The sequence below is a fragment of the Vreelandella titanicae BH1 genome (assembly GCF_000336575.1).
Taxonomy (GTDB): Bacteria; Pseudomonadota; Gammaproteobacteria; order Pseudomonadales; family Halomonadaceae; genus Vreelandella; species Vreelandella titanicae.
The window spans coordinates 1-26,340 of the sequence record NZ_AOPO01000002.1 but is presented as its reverse complement, the minus strand read 5'-3'; the positions used below and the strand labels follow the sequence as shown (position 1 = coordinate 26,340).

Annotated in this window: 23 protein-coding genes and 1 other RNA gene; 5 read left to right on the top strand and 19 right to left on the bottom strand. The window is 56.1% G+C overall.

What is annotated here, in order from left to right; genetic code table 11:
• Positions 1-38: 38 nt before the first annotated feature.
• A complete protein-coding gene (gene secA / locus HALTITAN_RS04645; protein WP_027959099.1) occupies positions 39-2,771 on the bottom strand; it encodes a preprotein translocase subunit SecA in 2,733 nt (910 codons plus the stop codon).
• A gap of 101 nt (positions 2,772-2,872) precedes the next feature.
• Entirely contained in the window at positions 2,873-3,223 is a 351-nt protein-coding gene (locus HALTITAN_RS04640; RefSeq protein WP_027959098.1) for a hypothetical protein, read from the bottom strand.
• A gap of 110 nt (positions 3,224-3,333) precedes the next feature.
• Here HALTITAN_RS04640 and HALTITAN_RS04635 point away from each other — a divergent pair, with 110 nt between their 5' ends.
• Positions 3,334-3,795: a DUF721 domain-containing protein gene (locus HALTITAN_RS04635; RefSeq protein ID WP_009286397.1), complete on the top strand. Its 462-nt coding sequence runs from the start codon at positions 3,334-3,336 to the stop codon at positions 3,793-3,795.
• A 137-nt stretch (positions 3,796-3,932) separates the two neighbouring features.
• Here the strand turns inward: HALTITAN_RS04635 and lpxC are convergent, their stop codons facing one another.
• The 17 genes from lpxC to rsmI all read right to left on the bottom strand — a co-directional run bounded on the left by lpxC (position 3,933) and on the right by rsmI (position 22,996).
• Positions 3,933-4,844, bottom strand: coding sequence for a UDP-3-O-acyl-N-acetylglucosamine deacetylase (lpxC, locus tag HALTITAN_RS04630; protein ID WP_009286396.1), 912 nt, complete (start codon positions 4,842-4,844; stop codon positions 3,933-3,935).
• 134 nt (positions 4,845-4,978) lie between these two features.
• On the bottom strand, positions 4,979-6,154 hold the full coding sequence (gene ftsZ, locus HALTITAN_RS04625) for a cell division protein FtsZ (protein WP_022523898.1): 1,176 nt from the start codon (positions 6,152-6,154) through the stop codon (positions 4,979-4,981).
• Positions 6,155-6,188: 34 nt separating this feature from the next.
• Complete coding sequence (gene ftsA, locus HALTITAN_RS04620; RefSeq protein ID WP_022523899.1) at positions 6,189-7,478, bottom strand: cell division protein FtsA; 1,290 nt, start codon at positions 7,476-7,478, stop codon at positions 6,189-6,191.
• A 313-nt stretch (positions 7,479-7,791) separates the two neighbouring features.
• Positions 7,792-8,505, bottom strand: coding sequence for a cell division protein FtsQ/DivIB (locus HALTITAN_RS04615; RefSeq protein WP_009286395.1), 714 nt, complete (start codon positions 8,503-8,505; stop codon positions 7,792-7,794).
• A 40-nt stretch (positions 8,506-8,545) separates the two neighbouring features.
• Positions 8,546-9,487, bottom strand: a complete 942-nt coding sequence (locus HALTITAN_RS04610; RefSeq protein ID WP_009286394.1) for a D-alanine--D-alanine ligase — start codon at positions 9,485-9,487, stop codon at positions 8,546-8,548.
• Positions 9,484-10,929: a UDP-N-acetylmuramate--L-alanine ligase gene (gene murC, locus HALTITAN_RS04605; protein WP_027959097.1), complete on the bottom strand. Its 1,446-nt coding sequence runs from the start codon at positions 10,927-10,929 to the stop codon at positions 9,484-9,486. Before murC ends, HALTITAN_RS04610 begins: the two co-directional genes overlap by 4 nt.
• 17 nt (positions 10,930-10,946) lie before the next feature.
• Positions 10,947-12,044, bottom strand: a complete 1,098-nt coding sequence (gene murG, locus HALTITAN_RS04600; RefSeq protein WP_083868698.1) for an undecaprenyldiphospho-muramoylpentapeptide beta-N-acetylglucosaminyltransferase — start codon at positions 12,042-12,044, stop codon at positions 10,947-10,949.
• 33 nt (positions 12,045-12,077) lie between these two features.
• Complete coding sequence (gene ftsW, locus HALTITAN_RS04595; RefSeq protein ID WP_009286393.1) at positions 12,078-13,259, bottom strand: putative lipid II flippase FtsW; 1,182 nt, start codon at positions 13,257-13,259, stop codon at positions 12,078-12,080.
• On the bottom strand, positions 13,256-14,644 hold the full coding sequence (gene murD, locus HALTITAN_RS04590; protein WP_035539170.1) for a UDP-N-acetylmuramoyl-L-alanine--D-glutamate ligase: 1,389 nt from the start codon (positions 14,642-14,644) through the stop codon (positions 13,256-13,258). The genes ftsW and murD overlap by 4 nt, the downstream gene beginning before the upstream one ends.
• A gap of 72 nt (positions 14,645-14,716) precedes the next feature.
• A complete protein-coding gene (gene mraY / locus HALTITAN_RS04585) occupies positions 14,717-15,799 on the bottom strand; it encodes a phospho-N-acetylmuramoyl-pentapeptide-transferase (protein WP_009286391.1) in 1,083 nt (360 codons plus the stop codon).
• Positions 15,800-15,813: 14 nt separating this feature from the next.
• Complete coding sequence (locus HALTITAN_RS04580) at positions 15,814-17,166, bottom strand: UDP-N-acetylmuramoyl-tripeptide--D-alanyl-D-alanine ligase (protein WP_009286390.1); 1,353 nt, start codon at positions 17,164-17,166, stop codon at positions 15,814-15,816.
• Positions 17,166-18,659: a UDP-N-acetylmuramoyl-L-alanyl-D-glutamate--2,6-diaminopimelate ligase gene (locus HALTITAN_RS04575; protein ID WP_009286389.1), complete on the bottom strand. Its 1,494-nt coding sequence runs from the start codon at positions 18,657-18,659 to the stop codon at positions 17,166-17,168. The genes HALTITAN_RS04580 and HALTITAN_RS04575 overlap by 1 nt, the downstream gene beginning before the upstream one ends.
• 17 nt (positions 18,660-18,676) lie before the next feature.
• The gene (locus tag HALTITAN_RS04570; RefSeq protein WP_027959095.1) at positions 18,677-20,383 is read right to left on the bottom strand and encodes a peptidoglycan D,D-transpeptidase FtsI family protein; all 1,707 of its coding nucleotides are present in this window, start codon (positions 20,381-20,383) and stop codon (positions 18,677-18,679) included.
• Entirely contained in the window at positions 20,380-20,715 is a 336-nt protein-coding gene (ftsL, locus tag HALTITAN_RS04565; RefSeq protein ID WP_022523909.1) for a cell division protein FtsL, read from the bottom strand. The genes HALTITAN_RS04570 and ftsL overlap by 4 nt, the downstream gene beginning before the upstream one ends.
• Before the next feature lie 8 nt (positions 20,716-20,723).
• On the bottom strand, positions 20,724-21,680 hold the full coding sequence (gene rsmH, locus HALTITAN_RS04560) for a 16S rRNA (cytosine(1402)-N(4))-methyltransferase RsmH (RefSeq protein WP_027959094.1): 957 nt from the start codon (positions 21,678-21,680) through the stop codon (positions 20,724-20,726).
• Between the two features lie 67 nt (positions 21,681-21,747).
• Positions 21,748-22,106, bottom strand: an RNA gene (rnpB, locus tag HALTITAN_RS24490) — RNase P RNA component class A.
• A 32-nt stretch (positions 22,107-22,138) separates the two neighbouring features.
• Positions 22,139-22,996 carry a 16S rRNA (cytidine(1402)-2'-O)-methyltransferase gene (gene rsmI, locus HALTITAN_RS04555; protein WP_009286387.1) on the bottom strand — a complete coding sequence of 286 codons (858 nt, stop codon included), beginning with the start codon at positions 22,994-22,996 and terminating at the stop codon, positions 22,139-22,141.
• A gap of 113 nt (positions 22,997-23,109) precedes the next feature.
• Between rsmI and HALTITAN_RS04550 the strand changes: the two genes are divergently transcribed.
• The 4 genes from HALTITAN_RS04550 to HALTITAN_RS04535 all read left to right on the top strand — a co-directional run bounded on the left by HALTITAN_RS04550 (position 23,110) and on the right by HALTITAN_RS04535 (position 26,293).
• Positions 23,110-24,618: a penicillin-binding protein activator gene (locus HALTITAN_RS04550; RefSeq protein ID WP_027959093.1), complete on the top strand. Its 1,509-nt coding sequence runs from the start codon at positions 23,110-23,112 to the stop codon at positions 24,616-24,618.
• Positions 24,608-24,979 carry a YraN family protein gene (locus HALTITAN_RS04545; RefSeq protein WP_022523915.1) on the top strand — a complete coding sequence of 124 codons (372 nt, stop codon included), beginning with the start codon at positions 24,608-24,610 and terminating at the stop codon, positions 24,977-24,979. Before HALTITAN_RS04550 ends, HALTITAN_RS04545 begins: the two co-directional genes overlap by 11 nt.
• An 86-nt stretch (positions 24,980-25,065) precedes the next feature.
• Complete coding sequence (locus tag HALTITAN_RS04540) at positions 25,066-25,656, top strand: phosphoheptose isomerase (RefSeq protein WP_007114714.1); 591 nt, start codon at positions 25,066-25,068, stop codon at positions 25,654-25,656.
• A gap of 64 nt (positions 25,657-25,720) precedes the next feature.
• Positions 25,721-26,293 (top strand): BON domain-containing protein, encoded by a 573-nt coding sequence (locus HALTITAN_RS04535; RefSeq protein WP_009286384.1) that lies wholly within the window; start codon positions 25,721-25,723, stop codon positions 26,291-26,293.
• Positions 26,294-26,340 lie beyond the last annotated feature (47 nt).

Here is a 26,340-nt window from a genome sequence, read left to right as displayed (position 1 = left end):
ACAGACCGTCTCAAAAAACGGTCTCAAAACGGGCGCCGTTAGCTTAGTTTTCCACAGCACTGCTTGTACTTTTTACCCGAGCCACAAAAACACGGGTCGTTGCGGCCCACTTTCGGGCCTTCGCGACGCACAGGGCGGCCATCAACACCAGGCGCTTCCTGCTCAGTTTCGGGCTGCTCCTGGGTCGGGGTGTCATGACGGCTTGCCGCCGTGGCGGTTTCCCGCGCCAGCGCTTCGCGGCGCTGTTGCTCAAGGGCGTCTACTTCCTCGGGCTGACGAACCTGTACGTGGCTCAGAATACGCGTCACATCGGCTTTAATGTGCTCTAACAGCTGCTGGAAGAGTTCAAAGGATTCACGCTTGTACTCTTGCTTGGGGTTTTTCTGAGCATAGCCACGTAGGTGGATACCGCGACGCAAATGATCCATCGACTGAAGGTGTTCTTTCCAACGCGTGTCCAGCACTTGCAGCATGACCTGCTTCTCAAAGCGACGAATCAGCTTCTCGCCAGCCGCCTCGATTTTGGCTGCATAGGCCTCGCGGTGCATAGTCTGCAGCCGTTCACGCAACTGCTCTTCACTAAAGCGATCATCTTCGGCGGCCCATTTAACCACCGGTGCGTCAAGGTTGAACTCCGTCTTCAAGTGCGCTTCCAAGCCGGGCAGATCCCACTGCTCGGGCAGGCTTTGGGGCGGCACGTAGTCGCTGATGGCCGTCTCCATCACCTCTTCGCGGATACCAATAACGGCATCAGCCACATCGTCCGCGGCCAGAATCTCATTGCGCTGGTCGTAGATCACCCGGCGCTGATCGTTGGCAACGTCGTCGTACTCAAGTAGCTGCTTACGAATATCGAAGTTACGCCCTTCGACTTTCTTCTGGGCACGCTCAACGGCGTTAGAGACCATCTTATGCTCAATGGCTTCGCCATGCTCAAGCCCCAATGCCTGCATCAAGCGTTTGACGCGGTCAGAGCCGAACAGGCGCATCAGGCTATCTTCAAGCGACAAGAAGAAGCGCGTTGAGCCGGGGTCACCCTGGCGTCCGGCACGGCCACGCAGCTGGTTATCGATACGCCGGGACTCGTGGCGTTCAGAGCCCACCACATGCAGGCCGCCAGCGGCGAGCACACCATCATGGCGCGCTTGCCACTCGACTTTTAACGCCTCAACCTGTTCTTGGCTAGGGTTTTGCAGCTTGGCGACTTCGGCCTCCCAGTTACCGCCTAGAACGATATCGGTGCCACGACCGGCCATGTTAGTGGCGATCGTAATCGCCCCTGGGCGGCCTGCCTGAGCAATGATCTCCGCTTCACTCTGGTGCTGCTTGGCGTTAAGCACATTGAACGTAAGGCCCGCCTCGCGCATCAGCTTGGCAAGGTACTCGGATGTCTCAATAGAAGCCGTACCCACCAGCACTGGACGCCCGGCTTCGGTCTCGGTTTTGACATCTTTGATGATCGCTTCGTACTTCTCTTCAGCGCTCAAATAAACCAGATCGTTGAGGTCTTTACGGGCCAGTGGCCGATTGGTGGGAATCACCACCACGTCGAGGCCGTAAATTTGCCGAAACTCAAAGGCTTCAGTATCCGCCGTACCGGTCATCCCGGCGAGTTTTTCATACAGACGGAAGTAGTTCTGGAACGTCGTTGAGGCTAGCGTTTGGCTTTCGCGCTGCACCGTGACGCCCTCTTTGGCCTCGACGGCTTGGTGCAACCCTTCCGACCAGCGGCGCCCGGGCATAGAGCGGCCGGTGTGCTCGTCGACGATCACCACCTGACCTTCAGAGATGATGTAGTCGACATCACGGTTATAGAGATGGCGGGCGCGCAGCGCCGAGTGCATATGCTGAAGCAAGTTAAGGTTTTGCGCGGCATACAGCGACTCGTCATCGCCCAATAAACCTTCAGCGCGCATCAGCTCTTCAACTTTATTATGCCCCTGCTCGGTTAACTCTACCTGCTTCTGCTTCTCATCGACCAAGAAGTCACCAACAACCGTGGCTTCCTCATCTTCAATCTCTTCGCCTTTTTCAAGCTGCTGGGCAAGTTGATTGACGACTTTATAGAGGTCGGTATTCTCATCGACCGCGCCGGAAATAATCAGCGGCGTACGCGCTTCATCGATAAGAATCGAGTCAACCTCATCGACAATCGCATAGTGCAGGCCACGCTGAACTTTATCTTCTAACGAGAACGCCATGTTATCGCGTAGATAATCGAAGCCGAACTCGTTGTTGGTGCCATAGGTAATATCACACTGGTACGCATGACGCTTCTCTTCGCCTGTCTGGCCGGAGAAAATGACGCCAATGGTAAGGCCCAGAAATTCATACAGCGGACGCATCCACTCAGCATCACGGCGAGCCAGGTAGTCGTTCACCGTGACCACGTGCACCCCTTTACCCGGCAATGCATTCAGGTACACCGCCAGCGTCGCCACCAGCGTTTTACCCTCACCGGTTTTCATTTCAGCGATGCGGCCACGGTGCAGGGTCATGCCGCCTACCATCTGCACATCGAAGTGACGCATGCCCATAACGCGCTTACTGGCTTCTCGTACGATCGCAAAGGCGGGCGCTAACAGCGAATCAAGCGACTCACCGGCTTCTAAGCGCTGGCGCAGCTCGGCGGTTTTACCTTGCAGTTCAGCATCGCTAATCGCCTCAAGCTCTGCTTCTAATGCGTTAATCTGCGGCACCTTCTTGTGCATGCGTTTGACATCGCGGTCGTTTTTAGAGCCCACGACTTTTCGTAATAAATTATTAAGCATGAAATATCCAAGTATTCACGAGCGTCCCAGCGGACATTGCCCTTTCAATGCATGCTGTTTATCTCTAGAGCATGCACAAAGTAGATGTATTATCGACAGACTTAGCGGGAAGGCGGGCCGCGCTGGGTCAAGACATCCCGGGCGGCGACCAGCATAGCCATCGGGGCTAGCCAGTGACATAGACGCCGAACAGGCGCAAAGCGCTGGGGGCTTTGAGCAAAACGTTGCAGCGCGCGCCGACGCCTGGCCACCCAGTGGGACTGGGCGCGTAAAATCGCGGGCACCCAGAAACAGATCGTGACGCTACGCTCACCGCCGCGGAATGCATCTGCAGGGCCTAAACTGGCGGGTAAAAGGCAACTCACCAACAGACCGGCCAGCCACCAACGCGCTAAACCGTAACGGCGATGGCGCCGCGGCAAAGCTGATTGAACATCAAGCGTAGGTGACATGCTGTAGACCGGCTCCTGAGCGTGGTAGAGTTTACTAATCAGCCATCGGCGAAGGTGGCCGACGTCATTAGTAGCGGTGCCTAAACAGCAGCACCCTAGGAATTAAGCGTATGAGTATAAAGGTTAAGCGTTCTCGCGCACAGCCCATCGCCCGTCTGCTCTCCAAGTCGGGTGATATTAATCAGTTAATGCGCCTATCTCGTCTCATCGATCAGGCCCAGCGACACTTGCGCGCCCACTTGCCCGAAGAGATGCGCGAACATATTTTTGTGGGTGGCTTTAGCGAAGGTCGTTTAACCCTGATTAGCGGTCAGGCGAGCTGGCTGACGTGGTTACGCTTCGAACAGCGGCGCTTATTGGAACTGCTCCATCAACTGCCTGGCTTTGAAGGAGTCAGCGGCTTTACCTTTAAGGTACGCCCTGTACGCCCTATTGTGGCACCAAAGCGTAACACGCGTAGTCTGTCGGCCGACGCGGGCAAAACCCTTTCCGAGTGCGCTGAAGATACTACCAATCCAGCGCTAAAACGTGCCTTGGAACGGCTTGCATCTCATGCTCGGCCAGCCAAGTAACGCTCACACCATTTTCTCTTCCCATCAGGCTTAGTGCCTTATCGCCACACTCTTAAAAGCATAAAGCACCGCCTAAGCGATGCTTTATGAATCAAAAAGTAAAAAAGCGCTAATATAAAAAGCGAAGCCTAGCTACATCACGCCATTGCAGGTGCGGCATAAGAGATCGGCGCAACCGCCTTTTCCTCTTCAAAGGTGACAATTTCATAGGCATCGGGCTGCGCCATCAATTCGCGGCAGAGCTGATTATTGAGTGCGTGGCCAGATTTCACCCCACGGAACTCGCCGATCAGGCTATAACCCAGCTGGTACAAGTCACCGATAGCATCCAATACTTTGTGCTTAACAAACTCATCTTCGTAGCGCAGGCCGCCTTCATTAACGATGCGGTAATCATCCACCACAATGGCGTTGTCTAGACTTCCGCCTAGCGCCAGATTGTTAGAGCGTAAGAACTCTAAGTCACGCATAAATCCAAAAGTACGTGCACGGGAAACTTCTTTAACGAAGGACGTGGTCGAGAAATCGATCAACGCGGTCTGTTTCTGCTGCTCAAAAACAGGATGATCAAAGTCGATTGCAAAGGAGACTTTGAACCCTTGATGGGGTAAGAACACCGCTTCTTTATCGCCATCGGTCACCGCTACACGGTGCTTGATGCGAATGAATTTCTTCGCAGCATCCTGCTCTAAAATTCCCGCTGATTGGATTAAAAACACAAATGGACTCGCACTGCCGTCCATAATAGGCACTTCAGGTTCACTAACATCCACATAGGCGTTATCGATACCCAACCCAGCAAAGGCCGACATCAGGTGCTCAACGGTAGCTACCTTGACCCCGTTAAACACAAGAGCAGTACATAGCTTGGTATCTTCAACCAATTCTGCCCGTGCGGGAACGTGCGCAACGGGATCCAGATCGGTTCTAACAAACACAATCCCAGTATTGGCCGGCGCCGGACGCAGAGCTAAGTGGACTTTTTTGCCAGAATGCAGGCCCACTCCGGTGGCGCGAATGACGTTTTGTAGGGTGCGTTGTCTGATCATGGATAGTAGCCGAGCTCTAATGACGGTAATAACCGCAGGGGAAAAGTTATCAAACAGTGTTCACTTTAACAGCAAACGAGCGTTTTAGCCAATAAAACGCTCGCTCGCTGTTGCAATGAGCCTGATAGCGAGAATCAATCCGCCTGGCGGCGTAGAAACGCGGGGATGTCCAGATAGTCATCGGCTTCGGAAGCGCGACGCTTTTCAGGACGCGGTTTTGCGGCCGCTTCGGGTGCTTCAGCGCGTGCTGTTGCCTGCTGACGCATTACCGTTGGCTGTTGCAACTTGCGGTAATCCGAGGACTCTGCAGCTGACCGACGGGCAGGCTCGCGCGCGGCCGCCTTAGGCTTTTGCCCGTCCAAGCCGGCGGCAACAACAGTGACACGCAGCTCGTCGGACATTTCCATATCAATGGAGGTGCCGACGACAATGGTGGCATCTGGAGACGCAAACTCCTGGACGGTAGCGCCTACATCGTTGAACTCGCCGATCGACAAATCGGGGCCTGCAGTAATGTTGACCAAGATACCGCGTGCGCCGTGAAGGTCGATATCTTCCAGCAGCGGGCTGCGGATCGCTTTCTCGGCGGCTTCGCGAGCACGATTTTCACCCGTGGCACCACCGGTACCCATCATCGCCATGCCCATTTCAGACATAACGGTGCGCACATCAGCAAAATCGACGTTGATGATGCCCGGGCTAGTGATCAGTTCTGCGATACCTTGAACAGCCCCCAGCAGCACATCGTTCGCCGCACTAAAGGCCGTCAGTAGCGTGGCACTCTTGCCCAGCACAGAAAGCAATTTTTCGTTAGGAATAGTGATCAGCGAATCCACATGCTCAGAGAGCTCTTTCATGCCCTCTTCAGCAGCGCGCATACGCTTTGGCCCTTCAAAGGGGAAGGGGCGCGTCACTACCGCAACGGTGAGAATCCCCAGTTCCTTGGCGACCTGGGCAACCACCGGCGCACCCCCTGTGCCCGTACCACCGCCCATACCGGCAGTGATGAAGACCATATCGGCACCGACCAGCAATTCCGCAATGCGTTCGCGGTCTTCCATTGCGGCTTGGCGGCCCACGTCGGGATTGGCACCTGCGCCTAATCCTTTAGTGATTTCGCTACCCAATTGCAACACCGTCTTCGCTGCACAGCGTTTCAGCGCCTGGGCGTCCGTGTTGGCGCAGATAAACTCAACGCCTTCAATATTGCTTTCGACCATGTGGTTAACAGCATTGCCGCCACCGCCGCCAACGCCAACCACTTTGATGACCGCACTGCTCGAGGGTGCGTTATCTACCAATTCGAACATAAGCCCCGTCTCCTGAACCGCGCTTGCGGCCCTGTCAGAAATTTCCTTTGAACCAGCCTTTAATTCTTGCCAGCGCCGAATGGTCTTCCTTGATATCACGCCGGGCAAGCTCGTTACGGCCCTTATGGGCTGCAACCACTCCCCCGTGGCTTCTTAGACCTTGCCCATGACGCGTTTCCTGCAAGGCATAATGCAGCAGACCAACGCCCGTCGCATAAATGGGATTACAAACGACGTCCGCCAAACCTCTTACATTCTGCGGACATGCGATACGAACGGGCATATGGAAAATCTCTTCTGCCAATTCGCTAACCCCTTCCATGCGCGAGGTACCGCCGGTAAGCACTATCCCAGCAGCCACCATGTCTTCATAGCCACTACGGCGCAATTCGTCTCTCACTAGCGTAAATAGCTCTTCGTAGCGTGGTTCTACCACTTCAGCAAGCGCTTGGCGCGATAGATCACGCGCTGGACGATCACCTACGCTAGGTACTTTAATCATTTCATCGCTGGCGGCTAAATGGGTTAGCGCGCAAGCGTATTTAACTTTGATCTCTTCAGCGTGCTGCGTGGGTGTTCGCAACGCCATGGCGATATCGTTAGTGACTTGATCCCCGGCGATAGGAATCACCGCCGTATGGCGTATGGCGCCTTCGCTGAAAATAGCCATATCGGTGGTTCCACCACCAATGTCGACCATACAGACGCCCAGTTCACGCTCATCTTCAGTCAGCACGGCCATACTAGAGGCGAGCTGCTCTAAGATAATAGCATCAACTTCAAGACCGCAACGGCGCACACACTTCTCAATATTCTGCACCGCGTTTAATGCGGCTGTCACTAAGTGCACCTGTGCTTCCAAGCGCACACCGGACATGCCAAGCGGTTCACGAATGCCCCCCTGGGCATCAATCGAGAACTCTTGGGGCAGCACATGCAGCACTCGCTGGCCTTCAGAGATGGCACGCGCCCGCGCGGAGTCAATCACACGTTCAATATCGGAGGGCGTTACCTCACGCTCTTTAATAGCGACAACGCCATCCGAGTTCATTGAACTGATATGGCTGCCTGCCACGCCAACGTATACCGAGTGAATATCACAACCGGCCATTAATTCCGCTTCTTCAACGGCGCGCTGGATAGACTGCACAGTCGATTCAATATTGATCACTACGCCACGCTTCATGCCACGCGAAGGATGCGAACCAATACCTGCAATTTCAATTCCGCCGTCGTCGGTAGGTTGACCGACTATCGCGACGACCTTGGACGTTCCAATGTCCAGCCCGACCACCATATTGGATGCGTTGGGTGAGCCTGCCATGAGTCGGGAAATCTCCTTGCGTCATTGTTAAAAATAAATATAAATAGGGTGGCGCTTAATCTAACGCTTAACATTGAAAGCGTGCTACCCAAAATAATCAGTGCTGCTTTTCAGACAATCGCTAAGTACCAATAGTCGAAATTAAAAACTATTTAACCCGCTTCTGGCCCATAGTATAGAAACAATAGTCGCAATACGACTAGTACAAATCCACAATAATAGGCTTGGGTAGCAATTTAAAGCCGATTACTGGCTTTTTCAACGATGGCAACCACTCACTTTTACACCTTATTTGCATCAAGTAATAGAAGAGCTACTCATCTTGCACCGTAAATTCACTTTCTCCATGCCAAGCAACAGCAACACCGTTAGGGTAGCGCAGGTCAATATAACGAATCTGATCGCCAAGAGACGACAACTCACGCTGCCATGAAGCCGACAATCGTGCTAAGCGCACTTCATGCTGACGCCGACCTAACATCACCCAAGCGCCATCGTTTAATTGTAGCCGCCAGGCACCGCGCGGCTCTAAACGAAGTTGAGTAAGATTCAACGATAACTGTTCAAAGTGAAGTTTTAACCGGTGGTAATAATCCAGCACTTCTTCACTGCTTCCAGCAGGGCCAGCGAGATCGGGTAAACCTGCAGGTGGTGATAATGGCGCAAAAGCGAAAGGCTCACCTTCAGGGTTAAGCAAGAAGTCATCATTCCAGCGTGCGACAGGCTGCTGTTCAACCAGCTCAAACACCAGTGCATTCGGCCACTCACGGGAAATGCGCACTTCGTTTAACCAACCCACTTGCAGTGCACGGTCGCGTAATTCACCCAAATCAGCTGATAACCAGGTGGCATCAACCACCAGGGGCGCCAACTGAGTACGCAGGTAGTCAGCGCTGACGTACTCCCATTCACCGCGAATAGACACACGTTCAATAGGACGATCCAGCCACAGCCAAAGCGCCCGCCCGCCAGCTCCCATAAGTAGCGCCAGCAGGAGAATTCCCAACCAAGCGTTACGCTTTTTCATAAGGCACTTTTTAAAAAGGCGCTTTTAAACAGGTCATTACTCATGCTGTGAACTGCTCGCCTGCGGTATTGAGTATTCGTAACACTAGATCATCAAAGCTAATGCCCGCATGAGCCGCCGCTTGAGGTACCAAACTATGATCGGTCATACCTGGCACCGTATTGACTTCCAACAGCCAAAAACGCCCTTCACTATCACGCATGACATCAACCCGGCCCCAGCCGACTCCACCGATAGCGGCAAACGCCTGCTGGCAAAGCAATGCAAGCTCAGCCTCATGTTGCGCCGACAAACCGCAGGGCAAGTGATACTGGGTGGTATTAGCGATATATTTGGCCTCGTAGTCGTAGAAACCACCCGGTACTTCAACACGAATCGCCGGCAGCACCTGATCACCTAGCAGCGCAACGGTATACTCTTCACCCACCACAAAACGCTCTGCCATCACGCGGGCGTCGAACTGGGCCGCCTCGTGATAAGCCGCTTCAAGCGCTGCCTGGCTTTTTACAATGCTAATACCCAGCGTCGACCCCTCATGCACAGGCTTCACAATCAACGGCAAGCCAAGTTGCTCGACCACGGCGGACCACTCCGCCGTTGCCTCCAACATAATACTTTCCGGAGTGGGTAGCCCAACTGCGCTCCATACCTGCTTGGTGCGCTGCTTATCCATCCCCAGGGCCGAAGCAAGCACCCCGCTGCCGGTATAAGGAATGTCGAGCAGTTCTAGCGCGCCCTGTAGGGTGCCGTCTTCCCCGCCGCGGCCATGCAGAGCCACAAAGACAAGCGAAGGAGCCAGTCGTTCCAAGCCCACTAGGCCGTTGTCGCGGGGATCATAGCCGCAGGCGTTGACACCTTTACGCTGCAGCGCCGCAAGCACCGCCGACCCGCTTTTCAGCGACACCTCGCGTTCAGCAGAGGTGCCACCGTAAACGACAACGACTTTTTCAAGAGACTGGGGAGTTGCTACGTCAACACTCACAGATCCACCTCGTTCATCGCTAGCTGTGCCTGGGCCAGGCGCAGGGAGATCCCACCCACATCACCGGCACCCTGGGTTATTAAAATATCGCCTGGGCGCAATACGTTGGTTAACAGCGCAGGCAGTTCGTGTTTATGCTCGACAAATAGCGGGTCGACGTCACCACGCTGACGAATGGAGCCCGCCAAGGTTTTTCCTTCGGCACCAGGAATAACCGCTTCACCGGCACTGTAAACATCAAGCAGCACAAGCGTATCGACTTGAGAAAGCACCCTGACAAAATCTTCGTATAAATCGCGGGTACGGCTATAGCGATGGGGCTGATAAAGCATGACTAGGCGACGATCTGGCCAGCCTGCACGAATCGCCTGAATGACCATATCAACTTCACGAGGATGGTGGCCATAGTCATCCACCAGCATGATATCGCCGCCCCCTTGGGGTGCAGGGAAATGACCATGCACCTGAAAACGGCGACCAACACCGGCAAAACCTGCCAAACCGCTCAAAATAGCGCTATCGCTCACACCAGCATCGGTGGCTACCACAATTGCCGCCATGGCGTTTAGAGCATTGTGGCGCCCCGGCATAGCCAAACGGACATTTAACGGCGCAGCGCCACCAGGGCGTAGCGCCGTGAACGTCACTTCACCGCCACGCTGGGCAAAATCAACAATCCGGTAATCGGCATCGCTATCAAACCCATAGGTCACGAACTGCCGCTTCACCTGTTCACACAGCACGCGCACATGGGGGTCATCGATACACAGCACAGCCAAGCCATAAAACGGCAAGTTGTGTAGGAATTCGATAAAGGTACTTTTGAGCCGTTCAAAGTCGCCGCCATAGGTCGCCATATGGTCAGCATCGATATTGGTGACAACCGACACCATCGGCTGTAGATGCAAAAAGGAGGCGTCGGACTCATCGGCTTCGGCAACTAAATAGTCGCCCTCACCTAAGCGGGCATTGGCACCGGCACTGGTCAGCTTGCCACCAATCACAAAGGTGGGATCGAGCCCCCCTTCAGCCAGCAGTGTTGCCGTCAAGCTGGTCGTGGTGGTTTTACCATGAGTACCCGCCACGGCAATACCGTGACGAAAACGCATTAGTTCAGCGAGCATTTCAGCCCGGCGCACCACCGGCACGCGGTGCTCATGGGCCCAGCGTATTTCTGGATTGGTTTCATCAATGGCGCTCGACACCACCACCACATCAGCGCCCTCGACATTGGCCTCGGCATGCCCGATCGCTACACCAACACCGCATTGCCGCAGCCGCTCCACGACCGAAGAGGTTTTCGCATCACTACCGCTCACGGTGTAACCTTGATTCGCTAACACCTCGGCAATACCGCACATCCCTGCGCCACCAATGCCGACAAAATGGAGTCGCCGAATTCGGCGCATGCCGGGGCCAGCGGCAGAACGTGAGGGTGTCATGGTTTTGTCTGAATCGATCACGCAGAGTCTCCTAACGGCACCATCGCCAAACACCCTTCAGCCAAGCGCTTTGTGGCGTCTAAATGGGCGGCCTGACGTGCATTCGCCGCCATCGCAGCCAGGGTATTTGGGACGAGCAATTGATTTAAAAATTCACTTAACCGCTCAACGGTGAGCTCAGACTGAACCACGCACTTGGCCGCCCCCGCCTTGACGAGTACCTGGGCGTTGATCCGCTGATGGTCATCAACGGCAAAAGGAAACGGCACTAGCAGCGCTGGCTTGGCCGCGGCAGCCAACTCCGCGACAGTCAAGGCGCCTGAGCGACACACCACTAAGTCGGCCCACTCATAGGCAGCGGCCATATCGTCAATAAAGGGGCTAACCTCGGCGCTCACGCCGTGCTGCTGATAATTTTCAGCAGTGGTCTTTTCACGGTTTTTACCCGCCTGATGGCGCACCTGGGGGCGACGCTCAATGGGCAGAGCTGCCAGCGCGGGGGCCAGGCGCTCGTTAAGGGCGACAGCACCGAGCGACCCTCCCACCACCAGCAACCGCAGAGGCCTTGCAGAGAGGCTCTCAGCATCTCTTGGGGTATTCCCTAAGGCGGCGATATCGTCACGCACTGGATTGCCAATGACATCGGCACGCGCACCAAAGGCCTCGGGGAAAGCGGCATAGGTACGCTTGGCGAGTCGCGACAGCACGCGATTGGTCAGACCTGCCACGGCATTCTGCTCATGGATCACTAAAGGAACGCGCGTCAGCCAAGTGGCTAACCCGCCAGGACCACTGGCAAAGCCACCCAAGCCGACCACCACATGTGGCTTGAAGTCGCGAATAACCGCACGCGCCTGCAGTACCGCACGGCTCAGGTTTAGCGGTGCTTTTAGCCAGCCCGTCAAGCCATTGCCGCGCAGCCCGCTAATCGCAATTGTATGTAATTTAATGCCCGCTTCGGGCACCAGGCGGTTTTCAATTCCTCTAGGACTGCCCAACCACTCAACGTCGACCTGCTGCGCCTGCAAAGCGTTGGCGAGTGACAAGGCTGGGAACACGTGGCCGCCGGTGCCCCCCGCCATAATCAGTACTCGTCGGCTAACGTTAGTCGTCACATCAAACTCCTGGTAGCACCAAGCGGCATAGCGTTACGATAAACGCGGTTCATGGCGCGATTTATAGGGGGTGGACGCGCGCCGGGGGCGATGACGTGTTTCAGCATCCGTGCGCAGCAGTAGCCCAACCATTATACCTGTCACTAGCAGGCTAGAGCCGCCATAGCTCATCAGCGGCAGCGTTAGCCCTTTAGTCGGTAACAGCCCGGAACTTACCGCCATGTTAATAAACGCCTGGGCGGCTACGACAAAGCCGATGCCGTAGCTTACATAAGCGCCAAATAGATGCCCTGCCAGTTCAGCTTTGCGCCCTATCCACATAGCGCGGGCAATAAACAGCGTGAACAACAGCACGACGATAATCGCGCCGATCATGCCCAACTCTTCAGCGATTACGGCAAAGATAAAGTCGGTATGCGCTTCGGGCAGGTAATGCAGTTTTTGCACACTGTTACCCAAGCCAGTACCGGTGACGTGCCCCCGTCCGAAGGCTATTAACGCTTGAGTTAACTGGTAGCCGGTCGCAAACTGATCGGCCCAGGGGTCTAAAAAACTGGTCCACCGGGCCAGCCGGTAGGGTTCTATCAACACCATTACAACCGCCCCGGAGCCGAGCAGCAGCCCGCTGCCAACCAGCAGCACCAGCGAGGCACCGCACATCATCAGCATGCCAATCACGCAGACGGTAAAGACCACCATCCCGCCGAAATCAGGTGCTAAAAATAGCAGCCCAACCGGTACGGCCAGCACGGCCAGAGGGCGCCACATGCTGAACGCTCGACGACGCAAATCGTAGGTAAAACGCGACATAAACGCCGCCATATAGAAAATCAGCCCGACTTTGGCAAATTCAGAGACCTGCAAACTCGGCAAGGGCCCCGGCAACGCTATCCAGCGCTTACTACCATTGATCTCCTGACCAACAATCAGCACCAAAACCAATAGAAAAATAGTGGCGAGCAGAATTAGCGCTGCGTTTTGGCGCCACACTTCAAGCGGCACACAGAGCATAAATACGCAGGCGATGATGGCAAGCACCAGGAAAACGCCGTGCTGACGTGAGTAGTGATAGGTATCTTCCAGCAAGCCAATCGACGCCGAGCTGACCATGACCCAACCCAACCCCGCCAAGGCCACCGCCGCTACAATGAGCCACACGTCGCAGGGTAGATCCCGAGTGGTAAGCACCGCGCGCAGACGCTGAATTCGACTCATGGCGCTTCCTCGGCTGTAGTCGATGCTTTATCCAGCACCCAGCGACGAAATGCCTCGCCGCGCGCTGGGTAATTGGCAAATTGATCCAGGCTTGCACAGGCGGGTGAGAGCAGCACACAGTCACCCGGCTGGGCGAGTTCAAACGCTGCCTGCATGGCCTGGGTTAAATCGTCAACTTGCTGGGTCGTTACGTGCCCATGCAGCGCCTCGGCCAGTAGCGGAGCATCTCTGCCAAACAACAGCACGTGACGCGCGCAGGCTGTTAAGGGTTTGGCCAACGGGGTAAAGTCTGCGCCTTTGCCAATCCCGCCCGCGAGTAAAATCAAACGGCCTTCCAGCGTCGCGCCAATGCCGTTAATCGCCGCCAGCGTGGCCCCAACATTGGTGCCTTTAGTGTCGTTAACCCAGGTGACGCCGTTAATTTCTGCAATCACTTCGCTGCGGTGTACCAAGCCCTTAAATTCCCGCAGCGCGCTGCACATGGGCTCAGCCGCAAAGCCCAGCACTTGCCCCATGGCCAGTGCCGCCAAAGCATTGAGATAGTTGTGCTGGCCGGCCATTTTTAACTCATCAATAGCCAACCAAGGGGTGGAGCCCTGCATTAACGTCAATTTGCTCTGGTGAAGCGCCAGCCCCCACTCGCCCCCCTTTGGGGCTGCTTGCGTAAAGTAAGTCACTTGGTCAACGGGATACTCAGGCCACGTGTTAGAATCATCGGCATTCACCACGGCGTGCTCGGCACCCATAAAAATACGCTGTTTGGCGGTGCGATAGCCGTGCATATCTCCATGGCGATCCAGGTGGTCTTCGGATAAGTTCAGAAAGGCAGCACAACTGGCATTCAGATGGGGTGTCATTTCAAGCTGAAAGCTTGAAAGCTCTAAGATATAGAGCGCGGCATCGGGATGGCTGGTCAACAGATCCAGCGCAGGGGTGCCAAGATTCCCCCCCACCGCCGCATTAACACCGGCAGCAGCGGCCATTTCTCCCAGCAGCGAAGTGACTGTTGACTTGGCATTGGATCCGGTAATAGCGGCGATGGGGGCGTTAGCGGCGCGAACAAAGAGGGCTATCTCGCCCACCACCATCGGTTCACCTGTGTGCGGGTTTAGTTGATCCGCCAGCTCTATCAAACCCGGCATTCTCGGATCAAGACCAGGGCTAACCACTACCTCTTCAACATCACGCAGATCCAGCGACGTTAACGGGCCACAGTGAACTTCAACATCCGGATGAGCGGCTTTAAAGTCATCCAACCCCGGAGGTTCGGCACGTGTATCCGCTACCATGTAGGGCACTTTCAAGCGGCTTAAATGGCGGCATATCGCTCGACCCGACAGCCCCAGCCCCACCACTAGCGTTAATCCTTTAGCAACTCGAACCATCACCGGCTTCCTCTCGCCTCATGCTCTCGACCCGTCGATCCACTCTTGGCCATTTGCATCAACGAACTTTCATTAACGAACCTTGAGCGTTGCGAGGCCGAGCAGCACCAGCACCACGGTAATGATCCAAAAACGCACGATTACCCGCGGTTCAGGCCAACCTTTCAATTCATAGTGGTGATGCAGTGGCGCCATGCGAAAGATCCGCCGCCCGGTAAGCTTATAGGACCCCACCTGAAGAATGACCGACACCGTCTCCATGACAAAAATACCGCCCATAATAAACAGCACGATCTCCTGACGCACGATCACTGCCACCACGCCCAACGCAGCCCCTAACGCCAAGGCACCTACGTCGCCCATAAAGACCTGGGCGGGGTAAGTGTTGAACCATAAAAAGCCAAGCCCGGCACCGGCAATGGTGGCACAAAAAACCGCCAGCTCACCGGTACCGGCAATAAACGGAATATGTAAATACTCGGCAAACACGGTATTACCGCTGGCATAAGCAAACACTGACAAGCCCATGGCCACCAGTACCGTAGGCATAATTGCCAAGCCATCCAGACCATCGGTCAAATTAACCGCATTGGAACTGCCCACAATCACTAAGTAGGTGAGCACGATATAGAATAGGCCCAGCGGCAGTGCGACCTCTTTTAACATTGGCACTAACAAGCTGGTTTCGACCGGCGTTGAGGCAGTCAAATAAAGCAGCACTGCCGCCCCAATCCCCACCACCGACTGCCAGAAATACTTCCAGCGGGCGGGTAAGCCACGCGGATTTTTCTCCACTACTTTGCGGTAATCATCGACCCAGCCGATAGCACCAAAACCTAGTGTGACGCCTAACACCACCCAAATATAAAGATTGGTTAGGTCACCCCATAGCAAGGTACTCATGGCAATGGCCAACAGAATCATCGCTCCCCCCATGGTCGGGGTACCCGCCTTGGAAAGATGGGACTGAGGGCCATCGTCACGCACGGATTGACCGATTTGCCCCTCGACCAGTTTGCGGATCATCCATGGCCCCAGCCATAAGCAGAGCATTAATGAGGTGAGAGCGCCTAAAATCACGCGCAGGGTTAAATAATTGACTACCTGAAAATCAGATTGGTACTGCGACAGAAAATTCGCCAAGTGAAGTAACATGAACGGCGTTTACCTTATTTATCCGAACGCAGTGCATTAATGACATGTTCCATGCCCGCACTGCGCGACCCTTTCACCAGCAAGGTGGTGTCCGGCGGCAAAGTATTAGTGACATGACGCGTTAGCGCCTCGTGATCGTTAAAATGCAGCCCACGACCAAAGGCCTCGCTGGCAGCGCGTGCCGCGTCGCCCAGCGTCAACAGCTGATCAATGCCAAGCTCTGCAGCGTAACGGCCAATGTCCGCATGCAGCGCTGCCGACTCGTCTCCCAGCTCGCCCATTACGCCCAATGCACACCAGCGTGGAGCCGGGAAACTTGCCAGCGTATCCAGAGCGGCTTTGACCGCCCCGGGGTTGGCATTGTAAGTATCATCCAGTAGCTTGCCCCCCCGCAAACCGGGCACTACGGTTAGTCTACCCGCTAGCGCTTGCAATGCACCCACGCGCGTAATGATCTGCTCTGGCGGCACGCCCAGCGCTAATGCCGCGGCAGCCGCAGCTAAGGCATTGCTGACATTATGCTTGCCAAGTAGCGGTAAACGCACTTGGCCCAGCGCCTGACCATGCTGCAGTAGCGTGAAAGCATACCGCCCTTGAGGATCACAGGAAAGCGCTGAGGCGCTGACATCTGCCTGGGGATGAAAGCCAAAGCTAACCACTCGCCTTGGGGCCGCACGCGAAGCCCAAAAGGAGTAGTAGCGATCATCGCGGTTCAATATGGCCGTACCCTGCTCGCTTAGCCCGGCGAGCAGTTCACTTTTCGCCTGGGCGATCTGCCCCATGCCGCCAAACTCACCCACATGGGCGCCGGTGACATTGGTGATAATCGCAATATCGGGCTGTGCCAGCGGCGCCGTCCAGGCGATTTCACCCAGATGATTAGCGCCTAACTCTATCACGGCGACTTTGTGCTGTTGACGCAATCGCAATAAGGTCAGCGGCGCACCGAAATCATTGTTCAGATTCCCCTCGGTCGCTAACACCTCGCCCAAAGGCCTCAGCAGTGCCGCGCACATCTCCTTAACCGTGGTTTTACCACTATTGCCGGTGACCGCTACCAAGGGCCCGTGCCATGCGCGCCGATGTGCACCGGCTAGCAATCCCAGGGCTAAGCGCGTATCGGGACACACCAATTGGGGTAAGTCGCTAGCAACAGGTGCGTCGACCAACGCCGCTGCCGCGCCGAGCGCATGGGCACGCTCGACAAAATCGTGGCCATCAAAATTGACGCCTTTTAACGCGACAAACAGGCAGCCAGGCTCAATTTTACGGCTATCGGTAACAACCGAGTGAATGATTAACTGTGCGCTGCCTGATGGCGCTTCGATGCCGAGCGCGGCGGCCACTTGACCAAGAGCCCAATGCATTACTGCGCTCTCCGCTGAGCAAAAGCGCGTTGAATCTCTTCGCTATCGGCGTAAGGATGGCGCACCCCCTGTATCTCCTGATACGCCTCATGCCCTTTCCCGGCGATCAGCACCACATCCTGGGCGCCAGCTTGTTGAATAGCCGCTACTACGGCCTCGCGACGCTCAGCAATTTCAATCGGCTGCACAGCGGTTGAGAACCCGGTCAGAATCTGCTCACGGATTTGCGCGGCGGATTCATTCCGCGGATTATCGTCAGTGACAACGATGCGATCTGCCAACTGCTCGGCGACCCGGGCCATCTCGGCTCGCTTACCCGTATCACGCTCCCCGCCGCAGCCAAACACACACCACAATTTACCCGCGTCCCCCAAGTGAGCACGTAGCGCCTGAAGGGCACTCTGTAGGGCATCCGGTGTGTGGGCATAGTCCACGACCACACTGGGGGCGTCCACATCGCCATAGCGCTCCATACGCCCCGGCACCGGAGAAAGTGTTGTCGCTGCATCAAACAGCGCATCGAGGGATTCACCTAACCCATACAGCACAGCCATCGCTAGCAGGACGTTATCTAAATTAAAGCGCCCCATTAACGTTAAGCGCAGCATTTTCTCGCCATCGGGGGTCGCAATCATTGCCTGCTGCCCCTGCTCGAACGCCTGCCAGTCCAGCACCCGCAGCGTAACGGCCTCGTCTTGCCCAGTGGCCAGCACACGTACGCGGCTACTAGAACCAGCCAGCATTAAGCGCGCCAAAGGGTCATCACCATTCACCACCGCCAAGCTAAGCTCAGAACGGCGAAACAGCTTGGCTTTCGAGGCCGCATAGGCCGCCATGCTGCCGTGATAATCTAAATGGTCGCGGGTCAGATTGGTAAACACCCCTACACTAACGTTGACCGCTTCCAACCGGTACTGATCCAGAGCGTGGGAAGAGGCTTCGAGGGCAACGCGCTTCACCCCCTGTTGGGCCAATTCACCCAGCGTCGCCTGCAGCGCCAAGGGGCCAGGCGTGGTTAAGCCACTATCGCTCAGTTCGCCAGGACGCCCCACGCCTAAGGTGCCGACAAGACCCGCAGGTGTTCCCAACGCTTCGCTGAGGGCAGCAATATAGTGAGTAACAGAGCTTTTACCATTGGTACCGGTCACCGCAATGACTTCCAGATCACTAGGCACCTGGTACAGTGCCCTACCTAGCTCGCCTAAGCGCGACGACAAATGCGGTAGCTTCAACACCCGCCCCTCAAGCTGTACATCGCCGTGAGACCCCTGCGCTAAAACAAGCGAAGCCCCAGCCTCAAGGGCTTGCTCGATGAAATCGCGTCCGTCACGCTGGCTACCAGGCACGGCCACAAAAATGTCGCCCTTGGCAAGCTTGCGCGAGTTCATTTCAATGCGCACCTGATCCGGCAGCTTGGGCAGGTCAGCGGGCAGTGGTGACTTGGGCCATACTTTCGCGAGCGCCGTTAATATTTCGCCTGGACTCAGCGTCATGCCATCTCCTTAAAAAACTACTCCGCCTCGTGATCCGGCGGGACGTCCAGCAAGCGTAAAGCATTCCCCGTCACGCTGGAAAAAACCGGTGCGGCAACAGCGCCGCCATAAAATTCGCCTGCTTTGGGGTGATCAATCATTACCACTGTGACAATACGCGGGTCGGAAATAGGCGCAATACCGGCAAAAACGCTGCGGTAGGCATCGGTGGTATAGCCCTGCTGGCCTATTTTGCGCACCGTGCCCGTTTTTCCGCCAACACGATAACCCTCGACACGAGCTCGCCGCCCGCCGGTATAGGCCGCAACGGAAGTTTCCAGTATTCGCAACAGGTCATTGGCAACCGTGGGCTCTATCGCGGGGATGCCTTGGGGTGGCTCAGAAAGGCGTAACAGCGAAGGCGGCAAACGCACGCCATCATTGGCTAGCGCCGTGTAAGCACTCGCCAACTGCACCGCTGACACGGATAGGCCGTAACCGTAGGAGAGCGTCGCCCGCTCGCTGCGCGACCAGCGAACCGGCGCCGGTAAGCTGCCAGTGGACTCGCCAGGAAAACCGGTTCCGGGTGCCTGCCCCAGCCCTAACTGGTTATACTTTTCCCAAATCGCCGTATCGCTCAACCGCAGCGCTAGTCGGGACATCCCCACATTCGAAGAGTGTTCCAGAATGCCAGCCAAATCCAGTTCGCCATAATTACGGAAATCGCGAATGGTGAACTGATCCAATCGCATCCAACCGGGCGAGGTATCGACCACAGCGTCGCGGTCCACCACGCCACTCTCTAACACGGCAGCCATGGCCAGCGGCTTCATCACCGAACCGGGCTCAAATACATCGACCAACGCCTGGTTACGTAACCCACGCGGATCAAGCCCCGCTCGGTTGTTAGGGTTGTAGGAGGGCAAGTTAGCCATAGCCAACACCTCTCCCGTACGGGCATCCATCATCACCAGCACGCCGCCATCGGCCTCATTCTCAACCACCGCGGCGCGCAGCTCCCGGTAAGCCATATATTGAATGCGTTGATCAATAGAGAGGGTCAGTTCGCCCCCCGGCTGGGCTTCGTCAATAACGCCCAGCTCACGCACCAGGCGCCCGCGGCGATCTTTAATGACCCGCCGCTGACCAGGTCGCCCCGCCAGGTAAGGCTGATAAGCAAGCTCCAGGCCTTCCTGACCGACATCGTCAACGTTGGTTACTCCCAGCAGTTGGGCGGCGACCTCGCCAGCGGGATAGTAGCGTTTATATTCACGCTGCGGGTAAACGCCGGGCGTGCGCAGGTTTAGAATCTGCTGGGCCGCCGCGGGGGTCATCTGACGACGTAAATACATGAACTCATGCTCGCTGAAGCGCGCTACCCGCGCCTCAAAGTCACCCAGCGTCATACCCAGCGCCTGGGCCAGCATTACACGCTGTATAGCATCGTCGGGCAGTTCTTGCGGATTGGCCCAGAGGGTGACCACTGGAGTGGAAATCGCCAACGGTTCGCCATTGCGGTCTGTAATCATGCCGCGGTGGGCGGGGATAGTTTCGTGACGAAGAGTACGCGCGTCGCCCTGGCTTTGCAGAAAGGGACGGTCAATGACCTGCAGCAAGGTAATCCGACCAATCAAAATAGCCGATGCCAAGCCAATCGCAAGCAGAATAAACATGAACCGCCCGCTGCCGAGCGGAGGGGCAATCGGCGCCTGACGCGAGGTACCGCCTCGACGTTCGCTTCTCATGGTCGAATCACCTCAACATCATGGACATCGGGGATTCGCATACCCAGGCGATCAGTGGCAATTTGTTCAATACGGGCAGGTGTCGACCATGCGCCCTCCTCGAGCAGCAGTTGTCCCCACTCCGTTTGCAGCTGGTTCTCTTCTTGCTCCAGCTGTTGCAGCTGAGCAAATTGAACCCGCGTCATATGGGTAGTGACAACCACGCCCAGCCCGGAGGCCATGCAGAGTAGAAAGAGTAGCGTAATAGCTACCGGCCAGGCGCGTAAACGCAGCCTGAAAGGCCATTCGGTGCGTAGCGTGGTTGCCCACTGCTCAATCCGATCCATGCTCATGATGACATTTACATCCGTTTGCGTGCAGCCCGCATGACGGCACTACGTGCGCGGGGATTGGCATCCACTTCCTCCTCGCTTGGCCGCACACCTTTGCCTAGCGCTTCAAGACGCCGATTCATTTGATCATCGCGAATCGGCACCCCTCGCGGCAAGTCGGTATCGCCGCGGACATGGTGGCGAATAAAGCGCTTCACGCGACGATCTTCCAACGAGTGAAAGCTGATAACCACTAAGTGACCACCAGGTGCCAGCGCCTCTAGCGCGGCGTCTAAAGCACTGTCTAACTGCTCCAGCTCGCCGTTGACGAAAATACGCAGCCCTTGAAACGCTTTGGTGGCAGGATGGCGTCCCTTTTCCCAGGCGGGGTGGGCTACTTTTAATACCTCGGCCAAATCCACCGTGTGGGTAAACGGCTTCTCGACCCGGCGAGTGACCACAGCGCGGGCCAAACGTTTGGCATAGCGCTCTTCGCCGTAGGTTTTAAACACGTAGGCAATGTCTGCTTCACTGGCCCGGGCCAGGAAATCAGCCACACTTTGCCCTTGGGTAGGATCCATACGCATATCTAGCGGGCCATCGCGCATAAAGCTGAAGCCGCGCTCGGGGTCATCTAGTTGAGGCGACGACACGCCAACATCGAGTAACACACCGGAAAGCTTGCCAAATACGCCCTGTTCACGGGCAAACTCGGCGAGCTGAGCAAATTCTCGCTGGGCAATCTGAAAGCGTGGATCGTCTATGTCAGCGGCCGCGGCAATCGCTTGTGGATCGCGATCCATCGCAAGCAGCTGGCCCTGAGCATCCAGACGATCAAGGATCAAGCGTGAGTGACCGCCCCTCCCAAAGGTGCCATCTAAATAGACGCCTCGCGCATCGTGCACCAGAGCATCGACAGCACCTTCCAGTAGAACGCTGGTATGGCGAAAGCAGTTAGCAACCTGTTCAGCGTCAGGAGAAGGCATGTTTTTCTCACACAAAATGATAGTGACAGCGTAATAAAGAGCGTGCGGACACGCTCTGGTACGTAAGTGGGGGAGTCGGCCGATAAGCCGGGTTCTGTCGTGGACAGCCATTCCTCTAGGCGCTGCGTTACCACAGCGCTCAAGCAACCTACCCGGATCCAGCGCGGGCCACGCCATTGGATCCCTATTTGGTCTTGCTCCGAGTGGGGTTTACCATGCCACGCACTGTTACCAGGCGCGCGGTGCGCTCTTACCGCACCCTTTCACCCTTACCGGCCCCGAAAGGCTTAGGCGGTCTACTCTCTGCTGCACTTTCCGTCGGCTCACGCCGCCCAGGCGTTACCTGGCACTCTGCCCTATGGAGCCCGGACTTTCCTCCCCCAACACCTTTTAAGGGGTATTAGCGGCGACTGTCTGGCCAACTCCGGCGGCAAGCATACCAGCGCCCTCGACTTGCCTCAATGCTCACCTTTGATTGCTTGCAAACGCGCGTACCAGACTTGCTTACGACCACCAAGCATTCGCGCGGCAATTGCAGCGCCCTGTTTCACTCCAACCCCCTCTGCCAGCAGTGCCTCCAGCAAGGCGTCCGCTGATATATCCTGATGTTCACTCTGCTCAACCGGCGGAGCCCCGGCAACAATCACCACGAATTCGCCGCGGGCTTGATTAGGGTCGACAGTCAATTGCTCCAGTAACGATGCAGGCGTACCGTGCAAAAACGTTTCGAAGGTTTTAGTGAGTTCACGCGCCAATACCACATCGCGATCCGCCATTTGCGCCTGTAACGCTTCAAGGGTATGCACGATACGGTGGGGAGATTCATAAAACACCAGCGTCTCTTCGCGGGTTTTCCAACTCTCCAATGCTTGGCGTCGTGCGCCTGGCTTGGCAGGCAGAAAACCGGCAAACACAAAGCGGTCTGTTGGCAGGCCTGCCCCTGACAGCGCAGTAATCAGCGCACAGGGGCCGGGGATAGGCACAATATGGCGATTGCGCGCCCTCAGTTCACGTACCAGCACAAAGCCGGGATCGCTAATCAACGGTGTGCCGGCGTCACTGATCAGGGCGATATCTTCACCTGCGGCGAGATAACTATCCAAAGCCTCTACCCGGCGCGCCTCGTTGTGCTCATGTAAAGAGAGCATGGGCTTGTTTAGCCCCAAGTGCGCCAACAGGCGGCCACTATGGCGAGTATCTTCAGCGGCAATTCGTGTCACTTGGCCCAACACCCGAGCGGCACGCGCGGTTAAGTCATCCAAATTCCCAATTGGCGTGGCAACCACGTACAATGTGCCCGGATTATCGTCTGTCATTGTTGACTCTCAATTCGTTGATGGCTTGCCCTGCTGGTGCGCTATGCTTGTGCAGTGGCTTGGTCAATCGCTGACAAGCAGCGACAGCGCAAATGGAAACTAAGGAAGGATACATGAAACAGTCATTACGTGGCTTACTCGCCGCTGCCCTTGTGGCATTTCTCGTTGCTGGCTGTGCGATGCAATCGCCTAGCGTGGTAGATCGAGTGCCCGATGAAAACCCTGGCCAGCTACTCAGCCAAGCGGAACAGCAAGCGCCAGAGCAAGCCGCAAAAACACGCCTGGAAGCGGCTAATATTCTGGCCCGTCAAGGTGAGCGCGACAGAGCCTTCGAAACCGCCGATGGGATTGATGAAAGCTTGCTCTCAGAACCCGACCGGGTACGCTGGGCACTGCTATTTTCCGAGCTTGCCCGCGCGTTGAATGAACCCCGTGCCGTGCTGCGCGCCACTCAGGTACTCGGCGACGAGCTGCCGATGCAGGCTAACCAGCAGGAGCGGCTTGAAGAACGCCAGCGCTGGGCCCGTGAGGCGCTTGATCAGCCCAGCGGCGCAGTGAGCGTTGCGCTGCCAGAGCTTGAGGGTCAGGAAATACGCCGCATCGTGGTAGCACTGCCCGAATCAGGCCCGCTTAGCAGCGTCGCCAATACTATCGCTTCGGCTATGCGGCAGCACCATGACGCCAAGGGCAGCAACGTCGAGCTAAGCTTCCTGGACACCTCGCGCTACTCGATGGATGAGCTCTATGACCGCGCCCAACAAATGAATGCGCAGTTAATTATTGGCCCGCTGGATAAGGATCGAGTTACCCAGCTAGAACAGCGCGATAGCGTGCCGCTCCCTACACTGGCACTCAACTATGGTAGCGGTGATAACAATCAAGCCCAGCGACTCTTCCAGTACGGCCTTTCAGCTGAAGACGAAGCACGCCAAGTTGCCCGCCGCGCCTGGCAGGACGGGCACCGCCAAATGTCCATGATGGTTCCGGATAACGGCTGGGGCCGACGCGTAGGCGAAGCCTTCTGGAATGAGTGGCATAGCCAGGGTGGCGAAATCACCAACGCCGTGCGCTATAACCCGGATAGCTCGGTCTCCAATGCCGTACAAACCGCGCTCAGTGTTAGCGGTGATCGCGCGCGCCTAGGCAATATTGACGCCCTATTCCTGCTCGCACTGCCCGAGTATGCGCGCCAGGTACCGCCGACTATGGATTACTACTACGCTCCCAACCTGCCAATCTATGCCACCTCACACTTGCATGAAGGACGCCTGCAGACTCGCCTCGATCAAGATCTAAACGATGTCATGTTCGTTGATATCCCCTGGCAAATCCCCGACGCCGCCGTTGGTGGCGAAGAGGCTCTGCCCTTTGCATCTACCTACCAAAGCCTGCGGGATGAATCAGACGCTTCCATGTTCCGCCTGATGGCAATGGGCGTTGATGCATACGAGCTGGCTATCCGCTTGTCCAACCTTGGCGAGCTGAACGGCCTTCATGGCAGCACCGGCACTCTCTACTTAAGCGACGATGGCCGCATCTACCGCGAGCTGCCCTGGGCTAAATTCCAGAATGGCGTTCCATCACCTATTTTAATTCCTAACCTGGTCGAAAGTGACGACTAACGCCCACACTGCCCGTGCCCGCGGCGCAGCCATTGAGCAGCTTGCCGCTCAATGGCTGCGCCAACAGGGGCTCACCCTTGTCACGCAGAATCATTACGTGAAAGGGGGTGAGCTTGACTTGGTAATGCGCGATGGCGATATTCTCGTCTTTGTTGAAGTCAAACACCGCACCACGACGCGCTACGGCCACCCGCTGGAAACCGTCACTTATCAGAAGCAACAGCGCCTGGTGCGTGCAGCACGGCTTTATATCGCCCGCGGCGGGCTTTCTTCACCCTGCCGCTTTGATATCCTGGCCATAACGGGTAAGCCGCCCAACCTGGAGTTTCACTGGGTAAAAGCTGCCTTTGATGCCTTTTGACTGTTTTTTAAAGCTGTTTGTATAAACTGGCTTTAAAAACGGTCTTTAAAAAACACTCTTTATCACTATTCAACCAGGAAGCCCTGATGGACTTTCAATCTCGGATACTCGGCCACTTCAACGCTAGCATCGACACCAAGACGTACGCCAGCGAAGTACTTCCGCCGTTCATTGAAGTGGCTAGCCAAATGATGGTGCAGTGCCTTGTCAGCGAAGGAAAAATTCTTGCCTGCGGCAATGGCGGCAGCGCTGGTGACAGCCAACACTTCTCCTCTGAACTGCTCAACCGCTTTGAGCGAGAACGCCCTAGCCTACCCGCACTGGCACTCACCACTGATACGTCCACGCTCACTTCAATCGCAAACGACTATAGCTACAACGAGGTGTTTTCAAAGCAGATTCGCGCCCTCGGGCAGCCCGGTGATGTACTCTTGGCCATCTCCACCAGTGGCAATTCGGGCAATATTGTGCAGGCCATTCAAGCCGCCCATGATCGCGATATGACCGTGGTTGCCCTTACCGGCCGCGACGGTGGCGATATGGCGTCACTGTTAGGCCAGGATGACTGCGAGATTCGCGTCCCGGCGACATCGACGGCCCGCATCCAGGAAGTTCACCTACTGGTGATTCACTGTTTATGCGATCTTATCGATGAACAGTTGTTTGGCAGCGCTTAGTCGCCATTTGTACTGTGTTAACAACCACGATGTCTTTAACTGCTAGCATCAAAGGAGTCATACGATGACCCAACGCCTCTCCCCCCGCGGCTTCATGGCCGTTGCGCTTTGCGCGGCACTCTTCATTACCGGCTGCGCTAACAACTCAGCCTCCAATCAGTCCAACTATGCTCAGCGTAGCGACGATGTTGAAGCCATCGATACCACCATTGAGCGTGAAGTTGATGACGCATTAAAGCGTGCTGACGCCCGGTTAGGCGATGCCCGCATTCGTGCCCACAGTTATAACGGCGTTGTGCTCCTGGTGGGCCAAGTACCCAGTGAAGAGCTTCGCGATATGGCGGGTGAGGTTACCAGCAACCTACGCGGTGTTACTGACGTCCACAACGAACTCACCATCGCCGCTCGCCTACCGGCCAGCCAGCGCCTGACCGACACATGGCTCACCACGAATGTCGTCAGCCACCTGGCAACCAACGACCGCATCGATTCTTCAAAAATCAAAGTCACCACCGAAAATGCCAGCGTATATCTGATGGGCCGCGTGACCCGGGAAGAGGCTGACCGTATCGTCAATGCCGCTTCCTCAGTTGGCGGTGTACAACGAATCGTAAAAGTATTTGATTACCTAGACTAATCCACTGTTTTCCCATTGCGTTTTAGCAGCCACAAAAAAAGCNCNCT

Excerpts from the sequence above, each read along its gene's own strand:
- secA (WP_027959099.1), bottom strand. The coding sequence starts at position 2,771 with ATGCTTAATAATTTATTACGAAAAGTCGTGGGCTCTAAAAACGACCGC.
- HALTITAN_RS04640 (WP_027959098.1), bottom strand. The coding sequence starts at position 3,223 with ATGTCACCTACGCTTGATGTTCAATCAGCTTTGCCGCGGCGCCATCGC.
- HALTITAN_RS04635 (WP_009286397.1), top strand. The coding sequence starts at position 3,334 with ATGAGTATAAAGGTTAAGCGTTCTCGCGCACAGCCCATCGCCCGTCTG.
- lpxC (WP_009286396.1), bottom strand. The coding sequence starts at position 4,844 with ATGATCAGACAACGCACCCTACAAAACGTCATTCGCGCCACCGGAGTG.
- ftsZ (WP_022523898.1), bottom strand. The coding sequence starts at position 6,154 with ATGTTCGAATTGGTAGATAACGCACCCTCGAGCAGTGCGGTCATCAAA.
- ftsA (WP_022523899.1), bottom strand. The coding sequence starts at position 7,478 with ATGGCAGGCTCACCCAACGCATCCAATATGGTGGTCGGGCTGGACATT.
- HALTITAN_RS04615 (WP_009286395.1), bottom strand. The coding sequence starts at position 8,505 with ATGAAAAAGCGTAACGCTTGGTTGGGAATTCTCCTGCTGGCGCTACTT.
- murC (WP_027959097.1), bottom strand. The coding sequence starts at position 10,929 with ATGACACCCTCACGTTCTGCCGCTGGCCCCGGCATGCGCCGAATTCGG.
- ftsW (WP_009286393.1), bottom strand. The coding sequence starts at position 13,259 with ATGAGTCGAATTCAGCGTCTGCGCGCGGTGCTTACCACTCGGGATCTA.
- murD (WP_035539170.1), bottom strand. The coding sequence starts at position 14,644 with ATGGTTCGAGTTGCTAAAGGATTAACGCTAGTGGTGGGGCTGGGGCTG.
- mraY (WP_009286391.1), bottom strand. The coding sequence starts at position 15,799 with ATGTTACTTCACTTGGCGAATTTTCTGTCGCAGTACCAATCTGATTTT.
- HALTITAN_RS04580 (WP_009286390.1), bottom strand. The coding sequence starts at position 17,166 with ATGCATTGGGCTCTTGGTCAAGTGGCCGCCGCGCTCGGCATCGAAGCG.
- HALTITAN_RS04575 (WP_009286389.1), bottom strand. The coding sequence starts at position 18,659 with ATGACGCTGAGTCCAGGCGAAATATTAACGGCGCTCGCGAAAGTATGG.
- HALTITAN_RS04570 (WP_027959095.1), bottom strand. The coding sequence starts at position 20,383 with ATGAGAAGCGAACGTCGAGGCGGTACCTCGCGTCAGGCGCCGATTGCC.
- ftsL (WP_022523909.1), bottom strand. The coding sequence starts at position 20,715 with ATGAGCATGGATCGGATTGAGCAGTGGGCAACCACGCTACGCACCGAA.
- rsmH (WP_027959094.1), bottom strand. The coding sequence starts at position 21,680 with ATGCCTTCTCCTGACGCTGAACAGGTTGCTAACTGCTTTCGCCATACC.
- rsmI (WP_009286387.1), bottom strand. The coding sequence starts at position 22,996 with ATGACAGACGATAATCCGGGCACATTGTACGTGGTTGCCACGCCAATT.
- HALTITAN_RS04550 (WP_027959093.1), top strand. The coding sequence starts at position 23,110 with ATGAAACAGTCATTACGTGGCTTACTCGCCGCTGCCCTTGTGGCATTT.
- HALTITAN_RS04540 (WP_007114714.1), top strand. The coding sequence starts at position 25,066 with ATGGACTTTCAATCTCGGATACTCGGCCACTTCAACGCTAGCATCGAC.
- HALTITAN_RS04535 (WP_009286384.1), top strand. The coding sequence starts at position 25,721 with ATGACCCAACGCCTCTCCCCCCGCGGCTTCATGGCCGTTGCGCTTTGC.